Origin of the sequence: Baia soyae (assembly GCF_004341445.1) — a bacterium.
Lineage (GTDB): Bacteria > Bacillota > Bacilli > Thermoactinomycetales > Thermoactinomycetaceae > Baia > Baia soyae.
In genome coordinates this window covers 1-13379 of record NZ_SLXV01000012.1, presented here as the reverse complement: position 1 = coordinate 13379, position 13379 = coordinate 1, and the positions used below count along the sequence as shown (strand labels likewise).

The following is a 13379-nucleotide window of genomic DNA, read 5'->3' as shown; positions in this document are numbered from 1 at the left end:
TTTTTATTTTAAATATGTGTTTCTATAAGCTAATGTTTATTTAAATGCAGAAAAGACTTAGGCTGTTGGATGATCAGAGTTAGGAGAGACTGTTTGAGCTGTCGGCAGATACTAGATGCCCCTGGACATCTAGTATCTAATAATTAGCAAGCCCCATTAAACTCAACCAACTAACCACTCACCACAATAATCATCGGACTATAAGCAACTTCCCCTGTAACCACTTTCCATATCGTTTCCGGATAAACCTGATGCTCCACTTCATGAATCTTATTTGTTAGCATATCTATCGTATCCATTTCATCCACTTCTACAGCCCGCTGAGCAATAATCTGCCCCGAATCCAATCCAGCATCAACAAAATGAACTGTGACCCCTGTCACCTTCACACCATACCCCCATGCCTGCTCAACCGCATGAAGCCCTGGAAAAGAAGGAAGCAACGACGGGTGAATATTTACCATTTTTCCTTCAAAAGGTTCAAGTAAGGTATCTCCCACGATTCTGAGATATCCAGCTAATACGATCCACTCCACACCATGTTTCTCCATCAGTTCAAGTAACGCCTCTTCATATTCCAGCTTAGAAGGAAAGTGTTTCGGAGATACAACATAATACGGAACCTCTAATCTCTTAGCCCGCTCAATCGCACCCGCATCCTCACGGTCAACGACTAACAAGGAAACAGAAGTCGTCCAATTCTGTTCCCTTGAATATCGCACGATCGCTTCAAAATTGCTTCCATTTCCTGAAGCAAAGATAGCAATACTCATCGGCACCCTCCATCTTCAAAGCGCAGAGAATCCATCCCCTCTTCTACCCTACCAATCAAAAAAGGAGTTTCTCCAAGCTCAACTGCTTTTTGCATAATAGAGTCCGCTTCCTTGCTCGGGACACAAAGCACCATCCCAATCCCATTATTAAACGTGCGATCCATATCCGATTGACTAATATTTCCTACCTGCTGAATCCACTGAAAAATAGCAGGAACCTGCCATGAATCACGATCAATCACAGCTTGCAGACCTTCCGGCAACATCCGTGGTACATTCTCAACAATTCCACCACCGGTAATATGCGCCGCACCTTTTATCGAAAACTTCTCAATCAGAGAAAGAACTGATTTCACATAGATCCGAGTTGGAGCCAACATCGCTTCTGCTACGTTTTGCGATGATCCCGGTACGCTTTCCGACCAATCAAAGGAGCGATCTGTTAAGAGAACTTTTCTCGCTAGTGAGTATCCGTTGCTATGCAGTCCATTACTCGCTAATCCAACGAGAACATCCCCCGCTTGAATATCTGAACTCGGTAGAAGATTCTTTTTCTCTACAGCCCCTACACAGAAGCCCGCTACATCGTATTCACCCGATGCATACATCCCTGGCATCTCAGCCGTTTCACCGCCAATCAGGGCACAACCAGCCTGAACACATCCGTCCGCAATCCCTTTTACGACAGCTTCCGCCTGCTCAGGTCGGAGCTTCCCAGTAGCGAGATAATCGAGGAAAAACAGCGGCTCTGCTCCTTGAACGACTAAATCATTCACACACATAGCGACACAATCTATACCAATGGTGTCATGCCGATCCAGCATAAAAGCCACTTTCAACTTCGTTCCTACCCCATCTGTAGCAGAAACTAGTATCGGCTCTTCATAAGCACCTAGAGCAAACAGGCCCCCAAATCCGCCCAATCCACCCATCACTCCTGGGCGGGTCGTTCGGTTTACGTGCGCTTTCATTCTCTCTACTGCTTCATTTCCTGCATCAATATCGACTCCTGCCGCACGATAGGATTCACTCATCGTTGCCCCTCCCCTACTAGTTCCTGTTCGATGACAGTTGGATAATCGCCGTTAAAACAAGCTAAACAATGCCCACAATTCTTTTCCTGACTCTCTCGTCCAATCCCTCGTAGCATCCCTTCCGGGCTTAAAAATGCTAAGCTATCCGCTCCAATGGCCCGGCGAATCTCTTCCAGCGAATGAGTAGCTGCGATCAATTGCTCCCGATCGGCAGTATCAATTCCATAGAAACAAGGATTTTTCACAGGTGGAGAGCTAATACGTACATGAACTTCGGTCGCACCTGCATCACGAATGAGCTGAACGATTCGCCTGCTCGTCGTCCCTCGCACAATCGAGTCATCCACCATGACAACTCGCTTTCCTTCTACGACTTTGCGAACAGCGCTCAATTTCATCTTTACACCGCGTTCTCGCATCATCTGACTAGGCTGAATGAATGTTCGTCCTACATAGCGATTTTTAATTAATCCCAATTCGTATGAGATCCCAGTCGCCTCCGCAAATCCAATCGCCGCCGAAATACTCGAGTCAGGTACACCCGTTACCACATCTGCTTCCACAGGAGCTTCCAATGCCATCTGGACCCCCATCCGCTTTCGAGCACTGTGAACATTGATGCCTCCGATATCACTATCCGGCCTAGCAAAATAGATATACTCAAACGAACAGAGCGAACGTGGAGCCGGCGGAGCAAATCGTTCCGAGCGAATCCCTCTATCATCGAGAATCACCATCTCTCCAGGCTCTATCTCACGAATGTATTCCGCCCCAGTAATATCAAATGCACACGTCTCGGAAGAGAAAACATACGCTCCTTCCACCATTCCCATGGATAACGGACGAAGACTATGTGGATCTTGGCAAACGAGTAACTGCTCATTGGTTAGGATGAGAAGTGCATAGGCACCCACTAGACGATTTAGTGCTTCTTTTACCGCACACTCAATCGTTTCCTCCCGAGAGCGAGCGATTAAATGAGCAATCACTTCTGTATCCGTAGTTGACTGAAAAATCGCCCCCTCCGCCTCTAGCTCTGCCCGCAACCGGTCCCCATTCACTAAGTTTCCATTCGTAGCAATGGCAATTTCTCCTCTAGCGAACGTAAAAACAAGAGGCTGAACATTCGCTAACTCACTTGCACCCGTTGTGGAATAACGAACATGACCAATAGCGACCGTTCCTTTGCATCGCTCAATCGTCTCAGTAGAAAACACTTCGGTTACAAGTCCCATATCGCGGTGGATGTGAAAACGATCGCCATTGGTGCTTACAATACCTGCACTCTCTTGTCCACGATGTTGCAAAGCGTGTAATCCGTAATAAGTGAGAGCAGCTGCAGTCGGATGACCTACAATGCCAAACACGCCACATTCTTCATTTAGTTCATCGAAGATGCTTTCATCTTGCATAGGATCGCCTCCTCGTAGAGTTGCGTAATCGAAGCAAGCGAATCATGAACAACCACTTGTCCATTATAAGAGATCGCGATAGTTGGCTCTTCCGTAACCACTCCAACTTCGTGCACCGGAACACCTCTCTCTTGGAAAAATGCAATCATCTCTGCTCGATCTTCTGAACGCACACTCACCATGACACGTGATTGTGTCTCACTATAAAGCGCGGCGATCGTAGGCAATTCATTTTTCCAATCAATCCGAACGCCACATTTTCCGCTCATTGCCGATTCAGCAACCGCTAGAGCAAGTCCACCTTCCGCCAAATCATGGGCAGATTGAATCATCCCTTGGCGGATCGCATCTAATAATGCCGCTTGAAGAGTTTGTTCCGCTTTACAATCGAGTACGGGTGGGCGTCCACTAATGCTACCTGTCATAAGATGTTGCAACTCACTTCCACCCAATTCAACCTTCGTATCCCCTAACAACAATACCGAGTCGCCTGCTTGCTGGAATGCTTGCGTCGTAATATGCTCTCTCTTCTCAATCAACCCAACCATACCAATAACCGGTGTCGGGAAAATCGATTGCCCGTTTGTTTCATTATAAAGGCTCACATTTCCTCCAATAACCGGTGTGGACAAGGCATGACACGCCTCACTCATTCCATCAATCGCTTTTGATAACTGCCAGTAGACCTCTGGCTTTTCTGGACTACCAAAGTTTAAACAATCCGTTACGCCAAGCGGTTCAGCACCGGAACAAACCACATTTCGTGCCGACTCAGCCACCGCAATTCGGCCACCTTGCTCTGGGTCTAGATAAACATAGCGACCGTTTCCATCCGTTGACATTGCTAATGCCTTTTCGGTCCCACGTATCACCACAACTGCCGCGTCAGATCCAGGGCGAACTGCCGTACTCGTACGTACCATATGGTCATATTGTTGATAAACATAACGTTTACTTGCCACATTACTTGAGCCTAAAACCTTATAAAAAGCCGCTTGTGGATCCACTTCTTTCACTTGGTCATATGCATCCACTTTTTCAAATTCTGTATAATAAGCAGGCTCTCTGGCCTCTCTTTCATAAATAGGTGCATCGTCTACCAACGTGTTAACCGGAATATCCGTAATCAAATCACCTTGATGCAAAATTTGATAACGATTTCCTTCCGTCACCCGTCCAACAACAGCAGATTGCAAACCCCAACGATCACAAACTTCTTTTACCTCGTGTTCTCTACCTGTTTCGACCACAAGTAGCATCCGTTCTTGGGATTCAGAGAGCATGATCTCATACGGGGTCATTCCAGATTCACGCTGTGGAACTAAGTCTAGATTCATCTCTAGCCCCACTCCACCTTTTGCAGCCATCTCCGCACTTGAACAGGTAAGTCCTGCCGCTCCCATATCTTGAATACCCAAAAGCATTTCTTTCTTTACCATTTCAATACAAGCTTCGAGAAGCAATTTCTCTACAAACGGATCACCCACTTGAACCGCAGAACGCTTCTCCTCTGATTCCTCATTTAACTCTTCAGAGGCAAACGTAGCACCATGAATCCCATCGCGCCCTGTGCTAGCTCCTACATAAATAATAGGATTCCCTACACCTGTTGCGATCCCTTTTTGTAGCTCATGATGTTCTAGTACTCCGACACACATCGCATTGACCAGTGGATTCCCCTCATAAGAAGGATCAAAGACAACTTCTCCACCCACCGTTGGGATTCCAATACAATTGCCATAATGAGCAATCCCAGCCACTGCATGATCAAACAAATATCGTACATGTGGTGACTCAAGCTCACCAAACCGTAAGGAATTAAGCAACGCAACTGGACGAGCACCCATGGAAAACACATCACGGATAATCCCACCCACACCTGTGGCCGCCCCTTGAAATGGCTCAACAGCAGTCGGATGGTTGTGGCTTTCGATCTTAAACACAACCGCCTGATTATCCCCGATGTCAATTACGCCTGCTCCTTCTCCCGGACCTTGCAAAACCCTTGGTCCTGACGTTGGAAACTTGCGAAGCAATGGTTTAGAGTTCTTATAGCTACAATGTTCAGACCACATAACTGAGTAAATTCCTACTTCGGTCCAGCTAGGCAGACGACCTAAGTGTCCACAGATTTGGTCATACTCCTCAGGCAAAACCCCCATATTGCGATACAACTCTTGATCTCGAATATTTTCTGGAGTAGGCTCATTCGCTATCGTCTTCACAGCTTGCGCAACGGTTTGAGTAGATTCATGCAGCACCTTGATTCTCCTTCCATGCTTGTAACATTGATGTAAATAGTCTAGTTCCATCGGCCGACCCCATCCAATCCACAATCGCTCGTTCAGGATGAGGCATCATTCCTAACACATTCCCGTTTCGATTCGTAATACCAGCGATTTGATCGAGAGAGCCATTTGGATTTGTTCCTGCATATCGAAAGAGTATCTGGTTATTTGCTTGTAATTCCATAAGAGTATTCGGATCACAGGTGAAATTACCTTGCCCATGAGCAATCGGAATTTCAATTGTTTCTCCAAGCTTATATTGATTGGTAAAAGGAGTTTGATTATTTTCTACACGCAACGTAGTAAAATTACAACGAAACTGTAGATGATTATTCTGCATCAAGGCCCCTGGAAGGAGTCCTGTTTCTTGCAAAATTTGGAATCCATTACATATTCCGATTACAAGTTTTCCTTCATTTGCAGCATTCACAACCGACTCCATGACAGGAGAATAGCGAGCCAACGCACCCGCACGCAGATAATCACCGTAAGAGAAGCCACCTGGCAGAATCACTGCATCAAATCCATCCAAATCCGAAGTTTGATGCCATACAGGTTTCACTTCTTCCCCTAACACATCTTCCACACCATGGATACAATCCCAGTCACAATTAGACCCCGGAAAGATTGGAACTGCAAATCGCACTTTCATCTACCTCCTCGATTTCAAACGTAAAATTCTCTATCACAGGGTTCGAAAGTAACTTTTCACACATAATTCGAATCTCTTCATCTGCTTTTTGCCGATCCATCGTATTAAGCACAACCTCAAGCCTTTTGCCAATCCTCACATCTGCCACTGTTTGATAGCCCATCGTGTGCAACGAATTCTTTACAGCCACACCTTGTGGATCGAGTACACTCTCTTTTAGCGTAATAAAAATGATCGCTTTAAGCATGTGAAGCGCCCCCTAGTCGTTGATAGATTTCTTGATATGCTTCCAAAACATTCCCTAGATCTTGGCGAAATCGATCTTTATCTAACTTTTTCCCTGTTGTGTTATCCCAAAAGCGGCACGTATCAGGAGATATTTCATCTGCTAGCAACAATCTTCCAGACAGATCGACTCCAAACTCTAATTTAAAATCAACCAACATAAGACCCTTTTGTTCTAGATATAACTGTAAAATATCATTTACTTGAAGAGAGATCTGCCTCATATGACCGACCTGATCCGGAGTGGCCAGTTCCAACATCGCAATGTGATCATGATTCATGAGTGGATCCCCTAAATCATCATTCTTATAATAAAATTCCACCACTGGATGGCTCAGCTGGGTACCTTCTGGTAACCCTACTCGTTTAACCAGCGATCCAGCCGCTATATTGCGAACCACTACTTCTAATGGAATAATAGACACCTTTTTTACCAATTGCTCATAGTCCGAGATCGTTTTAATAAAATGATGCTCCACACCATGTTCGGTAAGCAACTGAAAAAACAGCTTACTAATTTGGTTGTTTAAAGTCCCTTTTCCGCCTAACTCCGCTTTTTTCTCCCCATTAAAAGCAGTCGCAGAATCCTTATATACAACCCGAAGAACTTGTGGATCATCAGTAGGAAATAGTTGTTTGGCCTTTCCCTCATACAGCACACTATCTGTGTTCATGCAAGCTCCCCCTATCTCTACTCACCCCAGGCCATCACTGTTAAAATCCTTCTCACTCCTAAGGCTCTTTTGAGCAGTGATCGAACTGACTCCAGTCCTCGATCACCCAATAGCTGGTTATTCTACAATCCCAAACCTACCCGCTTAAAAATCGTATCCACCTGCGCCAAATGGAACTGATAATCAAAGCAATCCGCTATCTCTTCTTCAGTAAGAGTCTCACGAATCAGCTCATCCTTCTCTACAAGTGGGCGAAATGGCGTCTGTTCCTCCCATGCTTGCATCGCCAATCTTTGCACACGATCATACGCCTCTTCACGTTTCAAGCCCTTATTAATCAGAGTCAGAAGCACACGTTGCGAGTAAATCAATCCAAAAGTCCGATCCATATTCCGCTTCATATTTTCAGGGAAAACGGTTAGCTCCTTTACAATGCGAGCAAAACGATTTAGCAGATAGTCAAGCAAAATCGTTGCATCCGGTAAAATAACACGTTCTACCGAAGAGTGAGAAATATCTCGCTCATGCCACAGAGGAACATTTTCATACGCAGAAACCATATGCCCACGAATCACACGTGCTAGGCCGCTAACATTTTCACAGCCAATCGGATTACGTTTATGAGGCATCGCAGAGGATCCCTTCTGCCCTTTTTTAAACGCTTCTTCTACCTCACGCGTCTCACTCTTCTGCAGACCCCGAATCTCCGTTGCAAACTTATCCAAAGAGGTCGCAATCAAGGCCAAAGTCGATAGATAGTGAGCATGTCGGTCGCGTTGCAAAGTTTGTGTGGAGATTTCCGCTGCCTGCAAGCCTAACTTCTCACATACATACTCTTCTACAAACGGATCAATATTGGCATACGTTCCGACTGCTCCAGACATCTTCCCTACACGTACCGATTCAATCGCTTGTACCAATCGTTCCCGATTCCGCTTCATCTCCGCATACCATAGCGCCATTTTCAGCCCAAACGTGGTCGGTTCTGCATGCACACCATGGGTACGTCCCATCATCACGGTATATTTATGCTCGAGTGCTTTCTCTTTCAAAACATCTATGAACCGATCCACATCCGCAAGTAAAATGGCATTTGCTTGATGGAGCAAGTACGATAACGCTGTATCCACAACATCAGTAGAAGTAAGTCCATAATGTACCCACTTTGATTCTGGACCAAGCGTCTCCGAAACAGCACGAGTAAACGCAACGACATCATGACGCGTTTCTAGTTCAATCTCAGCAATTCTCTCTACGTTCACCTTCGCATTTTTGCGAATCAGCAAAACATCTTCCTTAGGGATATGCCCCAACTCAACCCATGCTTCACAAGCAAGGATTTCTACTTCTAGCCAAGCACGAAACTTATTCTCTTCTGTCCAAATCGCAGTCATCTCTGGACGACTATAACGTTCAATCATGCAATCTCCTACCTTCCATCTGATTGTTAGCAATGGCAAAAATGGCTTCCCACTCTTGTTGGCTTAGTGGCTTCCAAATAGGCAGCTCATTAATCAACTCTAACAAATCTTGTAACGAATCCCTAACAAAATTAATATGTCCCATCTTTCTTCCCTCTTTGGCAACGCTTTTCCCATACCAATGCACCTTTGCACATGAAGGTAACTTCGCCAATTGCTCAAAAAAGGCCTCTTGATGTTCTCCTAATAGATTTACCATAATTCCAGTATTTTTTCGAATCGATTTACGAAGTGGAAGTCCTGTTACCGCACGTACGAACTGCTCAAACTGGCAAGGGGTCGTGGTATCCATCGTGATATGCCCTGAATTGTGTGGCCTAGGCGCTAATTCATTTACCAAAATAGTTCCATCTGCCAGCACAAACATCTCAATAGCAAGCACCCCCACAAATCGAAGTTGGCTAGCCAAATGATACGCAATTTGTTCCGCCCTCGTACGAATCCCCTCTTTAATAGGAGCTGGAGAAATCGTCATGTGTAAAATTTGATCCCGATGGATGTTCATAACGGGTGGGTAAACCTCTACCTCCCCTGAAATCCCTCGAGCTACAATCACCGAAATCTCTTTTACATAAGGAATAAATTTCTCAACCAATATTCCCTTCTCTATTATATCCACTGGAGGAAACGGATCGCCCGAAGTGCGAAGCACCCATTGACCCTTTCCATCATATCCACCCGTAAGTACTTTCAATACACACGGAAGTTGTAATTCCTCAATAGCTTCAAGCAACTCTGTTTTCGAGGTCACAACCTGATAAGGAGCAGTCGGTATTTGTGCATCTTGCAACACTTTCCGCTCTTGCCCTCGGTGTCTCGTCCAACGAAGCAGATTACTTCCTTGTGGTAAGGGCTTGATAGTCTCAATCATTCGAACCATATCAGGATCTATATTTTCAAATTCATATACAACTAGATCAGATTTTTCCATAAGTCGTGCCATTGCCACTGGGGAATCATATGCTCCAACAATCTGTTCATCCGCTACTTGTCCTGCTGGAGAGTCGATAGCTGGATCTAATACAACAAAGCGATATCCTAATCTACGTCCCTCTAGAATAATCATGCGACCTAACTGGCCACCACCTAATACTCCGATCGTCTGTCCAGGCATGACTAATGGAGAAACGTCACTTGATTCTCTCCAAATAAAACTGGACTCTTTTTTTGGAAGGCTATTCAGTAGGGAATTCTCTAATTGTGTAGATCGCATTGTCATACCAGTTCACTATCCTTTACTACGCGCTCGCGAATCATCTCTCGGCGTTCTTGATATCTTCGCTGTAAATCTTCATCCGTTATAGCTAATATCTGAGCTGCCAGCAAGCCTGCATTACTTGCTCCTGCATCTCCAATGGCAACTGTGGCTACCGGCACACCCGCTGGCATCTGCACAATGGAAAGGAGAGAATCAATCCCATTTAAAGTGGAGCTTTTAATCGGAACTCCAATCACAGGAAGAATCGTCTTAGAAGCAACCATACCTGGTAGATGAGCCGCTCCACCTGCTCCTGCAATAATGACACAAATCCCCTTTTTCGATGCTTCTTCTGCATACCGGAACATCTCATCTGGGGTACGGTGAGCGGAAACGACTTGCTTCTCATAAGGTACCTCTAACTCGTCCAGGATTTGACATGCTTTTTGCATCGTGGACCAATCCGACATACTCCCCATGATTACTCCAACTTTCGGGCGATTCATCTATTCATCTCTCCCTCTAATTTATATAAAAAAGACCGAAATACAGATATTTTCATGTGAAAAATCTACATTTTCGGTCTCATGTCCCGCCTAAAAGTAGACTTTCCCCATAGAAAGGAAATTTACGGTTTCCTTGTAGAGACATCCAGGCCCATTCCCAGACTTATATGAAGAAAAGTACTTTATTCTATATTCATTTTGAGATATTTCATTTGATTCATAAGCTTGATTCGTTATCAGTGTAACAAGGAGTTAAAAGTTAGTCAATAAAAAACGAACATTTATCCAATATTGATTTGAAGCGTTCGGTTTAAATGTTAAAAAGCCTGATTAAGTCTAATTATTTAGATTATTTATGGGTAAAAAGAGCATCCAATAACTATTTGAACCATTCTATAGAGACTCACAACATAAATTTGATATCATTTTGATTAGCTATTTTTTGATGATCTAAGTTCCAGAGCAATGTACCTGTCCACAGCTCAAGTAGAAATAAGCCAATCCAACCCTAGTGGCTCAGACTTCTTTTCTTTATATCAGGACCTATGTATATATCGTCCTATACATAATAAAGAAAGCACCCAACTATAAGCTGAGTGCTTTCTTTATTATGTATGCCTGGCGACGTCCTACTCTTCCAGGACCCTGCGGTCCAAGTACCATCGGCGCTGGAGGGCTTAACGGTCGTGTTCGGGATGGGAACGAGTGGATCCCCTCCGCCATCATCACCAGACTATTTAGTTGAAAGGCATTACACCTTCAAAATTAGATCAGAAATGAGAAAGAGTGTTGCATCTCGAAAGAGATGATTGATTTGTAGGATAAGCCCTCGACCGATTCGTATCTGTCAGCTGAACACATTGCTGTGCGTACACCTCAGACCGATCAACCTCGTCGTCTACAAGGGGTCTTACCTGACTAAGTCAGTGGGAAATCTCATCTTGGAGGGGGCTTCGCGCTTAGATGCTTTCAGCGCTTATCCCGTCCATACATGGCTACCCAGCGATGCCTCTGGCGAGACAACTGGTACACCAGCGGTATGTCCATCCCGGTCCTCTCGTACTAAGGACAGCTCTCCTCAAATTTCCTACGCCCACGACAGATAGGGACCGAACTGTCTCACGACGTTCTGAACCCAGCTCGCGTACCGCTTTAATGGGCGAACAGCCCAACCCTTGGGACCTACTTCAGCCCCAGGATGCGATGAGCCGACATCGAGGTGCCAAACCTCCCCGTCGATGTGGACTCTTGGGGGAGATAAGCCTGTTATCCCCGGGGTAGCTTTTATCCGTTGAGCGATGGCCCTTCCACTCGGAACCACCGGATCACTAAGTCCGACTTTCGTCCCTGCTCGACTTGTAGGTCTCGCAGTCAAGCTCCCTTATGCCTTTGCACTCTATAGGCGCGATTTCCAACCGCGCTGAGGGAACCTTGGAGCGCCTCCGTTACCTTTTAGGAGGCGACCGCCCCAGTCAAACTGTCCACCTGACACGGTCCTCCGCCCGGATGACGGGCGCGAGTTAGAACCCCGATACGACCAGAGTGGTATCCCACCGTTGTCTCGACCAAGACTGGCGTCCTGGCTTCAGCGACTCCCACCTATCCTGTACAAGTCGTATCTAGATTCAATATCAGGCTACAGTAAAGCTCCACGGGGTCTTTCCGTCTTGTCGCGGGTAGCTAGCATCTTCACTAGCAATACAATTTCACCGGGTCTCTCGTCGAGACAGCGCCCAGATCGTTACGCCTTTCGTGCGGGTCGGAACTTACCCGACAAGGAATTTCGCTACCTTAGGACCGTTATAGTTACGGCCGCCGTTTACTGGGGCTTCAGTTCAAAGCTTCGCTTGCGCTAACCTTTCCCCTTAACCTTCCAGCACCGGGCAGGCGTCAGCCCCTATACTTCGCCTTGCGGCTTCGCAGAGACCTGTGTTTTTGCTAAACAGTCGCCTGGGCCTATTCACTGCGGCCCCCCATAAGGGGGCACCCCTTCTCCCGAAGTTACGGGGTCATTTTGCCGAGTTCCTTAACGAGAGTTTTCCCGAGCACCTTAGGATTCTCTCCTCGCCTACCTGTGTCGGTTTGCGGTACGGGCACCAATCTTCTCCTAGAGGCTTTTCTTGGCAGTGTGAGATCAAGAACTTCGGTACTATAAATTTCCCTCGCCATCACAGCCTAGCATTAAAAGGGAAACGGATTTGCCTATCTCCCCTGCCTCACTGCTTGGACGCGCACTTCCAGTCGCGCGATTCTCTACCCTCCTGCGTCCCCCCATCGTACAAACGAATCATGGTGGTACAGGAATATCAACCTGTTGTCCATCGCCTACGCCTTTCGGCCTCAGCTTAGGTCCCGACTAACCCTGAGCGGACGAACCTTCCTCAGGAAACCTTAGGCTTACGGTGGAGGGGATTCTCACCCCTCTTTTCGCTACTCATACCGGCATTCTCACTTCTAAGCGCTCCACCCTCGCTTACGCTCGAGCTTCGCTGCACTTAGAACGCTCCCCTACCATCGCACCACTTAAGTGGTGCCATCCACAGCTTCGGTAGATCGTTTAGCCCCGTTACATTTTCGGCGCAGAGTCACTTGACCAGTGAGCTATTACGCACTCTTTCAATGGTGGCTGCTTCTAAGCCAACATCCTGGTTGTCTAGGCAACTCCACATCCTTTTCCACTGAACGATCATTTAGGGACCTTAGCTGGTGGTCTGGGCTGTTTCCCTCTTGACTACGGATCTTAGCACTCGCAGTCTGACTCCTGGGGTACAAGTACATGGCATTCGGAGTTTGACTGAGTTCGGTAATCCGGGAAGGACCCCTAGCCCAATCAGTGCTCTACCTCCATGACTTAGGCTCCCAAGGCTAGCCCTAAAGCTATTTCGGGGAGAACCAGCTATCTCCAGGTTCGATTGGAATTTCTCCGCTACCCACACCTCATCCCCTAGTTTTTCAACACTAGTGGGTTCGGACCTCCATTCCGTGTTACCGGAACTTCATCCTGGACATGGGTAGATCACCTGGTTTCGGGTCAACGACTACGTACTAAAGCGCCCTATTCAGACTCGCTTTCGCT

At 46.3% G+C, this 13379-nt stretch carries 10 protein-coding genes, 2 rRNA genes and 1 riboswitch; all 12 genes read right to left on the bottom strand.

All coding sequences use genetic code 11. The features are described 5' to 3' along the window. Positions 1-170: 170 nt before the first annotated feature. Positions 171-773, bottom strand: coding sequence for a phosphoribosylglycinamide formyltransferase (purN, locus tag EDD57_RS05495; protein ID WP_131848479.1), 603 nt, complete (start codon positions 771-773; stop codon positions 171-173). Then, complete coding sequence (purM, locus tag EDD57_RS05490; protein ID WP_131848478.1) at positions 770-1807, bottom strand: phosphoribosylformylglycinamidine cyclo-ligase; 1038 nt, start codon at positions 1805-1807, stop codon at positions 770-772. The genes purN and purM overlap by 4 nt, the downstream gene beginning before the upstream one ends. Then, positions 1804-3219 carry an amidophosphoribosyltransferase gene (gene purF, locus EDD57_RS05485; RefSeq protein ID WP_131848477.1) on the bottom strand — a complete coding sequence of 472 codons (1416 nt, stop codon included), beginning with the start codon at positions 3217-3219 and terminating at the stop codon, positions 1804-1806. Before purF ends, purM begins: the two co-directional genes overlap by 4 nt. Continuing rightward, a complete protein-coding gene (gene purL / locus EDD57_RS05480; RefSeq protein ID WP_424205448.1) occupies positions 3189-5477 on the bottom strand; it encodes a phosphoribosylformylglycinamidine synthase subunit PurL in 2289 nt (762 codons plus the stop codon). Before purL ends, purF begins: the two co-directional genes overlap by 31 nt. Then, entirely contained in the window at positions 5470-6153 is a 684-nt protein-coding gene (gene purQ / locus EDD57_RS05475) for a phosphoribosylformylglycinamidine synthase subunit PurQ (protein ID WP_131848475.1), read from the bottom strand. Before purQ ends, purL begins: the two co-directional genes overlap by 8 nt. Next, positions 6119-6406 carry a phosphoribosylformylglycinamidine synthase subunit PurS gene (purS, locus tag EDD57_RS05470; protein WP_131848474.1) on the bottom strand — a complete coding sequence of 96 codons (288 nt, stop codon included), beginning with the start codon at positions 6404-6406 and terminating at the stop codon, positions 6119-6121. Before purS ends, purQ begins: the two co-directional genes overlap by 35 nt. After that, positions 6399-7118 (bottom strand): phosphoribosylaminoimidazolesuccinocarboxamide synthase, encoded by a 720-nt coding sequence (gene purC / locus EDD57_RS05465; protein WP_131848473.1) that lies wholly within the window; start codon positions 7116-7118, stop codon positions 6399-6401. Before purC ends, purS begins: the two co-directional genes overlap by 8 nt. A gap of 122 nt (positions 7119-7240) precedes the next feature. Further along, a complete protein-coding gene (gene purB / locus EDD57_RS05460; RefSeq protein ID WP_131848472.1) occupies positions 7241-8539 on the bottom strand; it encodes an adenylosuccinate lyase in 1299 nt (432 codons plus the stop codon). Then, complete coding sequence (gene purK / locus EDD57_RS05455; RefSeq protein ID WP_243649448.1) at positions 8532-9818, bottom strand: 5-(carboxyamino)imidazole ribonucleotide synthase; 1287 nt, start codon at positions 9816-9818, stop codon at positions 8532-8534. Before purK ends, purB begins: the two co-directional genes overlap by 8 nt. Beyond that, the gene (gene purE, locus EDD57_RS05450) at positions 9815-10303 is read right to left on the bottom strand and encodes a 5-(carboxyamino)imidazole ribonucleotide mutase (RefSeq protein ID WP_131848471.1); all 489 of its coding nucleotides are present in this window, start codon (positions 10301-10303) and stop codon (positions 9815-9817) included. The genes purK and purE overlap by 4 nt, the downstream gene beginning before the upstream one ends. A 90-nt stretch (positions 10304-10393) precedes the next feature. Continuing rightward, positions 10394-10494, bottom strand: a riboswitch (purine riboswitch). 425 nt (positions 10495-10919) lie between these two features. Further along, positions 10920-11036 (bottom strand): 5S ribosomal RNA (rrf, locus tag EDD57_RS05445). Positions 11037-11120: 84 nt separating this feature from the next. Further along, positions 11121-13379: ribosomal RNA gene (locus tag EDD57_RS05440) — 23S ribosomal RNA — on the bottom strand; the annotation flags it as partial.

What these genes read in the sequence shown, in the direction of transcription:
- purE (WP_131848471.1), bottom strand. Translation starts at nt 10,303, where the DNA reads ATGAATCGCCCGAAAGTTGGAGTAATCATGGGGAGTATGTCGGATTGG.
- purC (WP_131848473.1), bottom strand. Translation starts at nt 7,118, where the DNA reads ATGAACACAGATAGTGTGCTGTATGAGGGAAAGGCCAAACAACTATTT.
- purK (WP_243649448.1), bottom strand. Translation starts at nt 9,818, where the DNA reads ATGACAATGCGATCTACACAATTAGAGAATTCCCTACTGAATAGCCTT.
- purM (WP_131848478.1), bottom strand. Translation starts at nt 1,807, where the DNA reads ATGAGTGAATCCTATCGTGCGGCAGGAGTCGATATTGATGCAGGAAAT.
- purS (WP_131848474.1), bottom strand. Translation starts at nt 6,406, where the DNA reads ATGCTTAAAGCGATCATTTTTATTACGCTAAAAGAGAGTGTACTCGAT.
- purN (WP_131848479.1), bottom strand. Translation starts at nt 773, where the DNA reads ATGAGTATTGCTATCTTTGCTTCAGGAAATGGAAGCAATTTTGAAGCG.
- purF (WP_131848477.1), bottom strand. Translation starts at nt 3,219, where the DNA reads ATGCAAGATGAAAGCATCTTCGATGAACTAAATGAAGAATGTGGCGTG.
- purB (WP_131848472.1), bottom strand. Translation starts at nt 8,539, where the DNA reads ATGATTGAACGTTATAGTCGTCCAGAGATGACTGCGATTTGGACAGAA.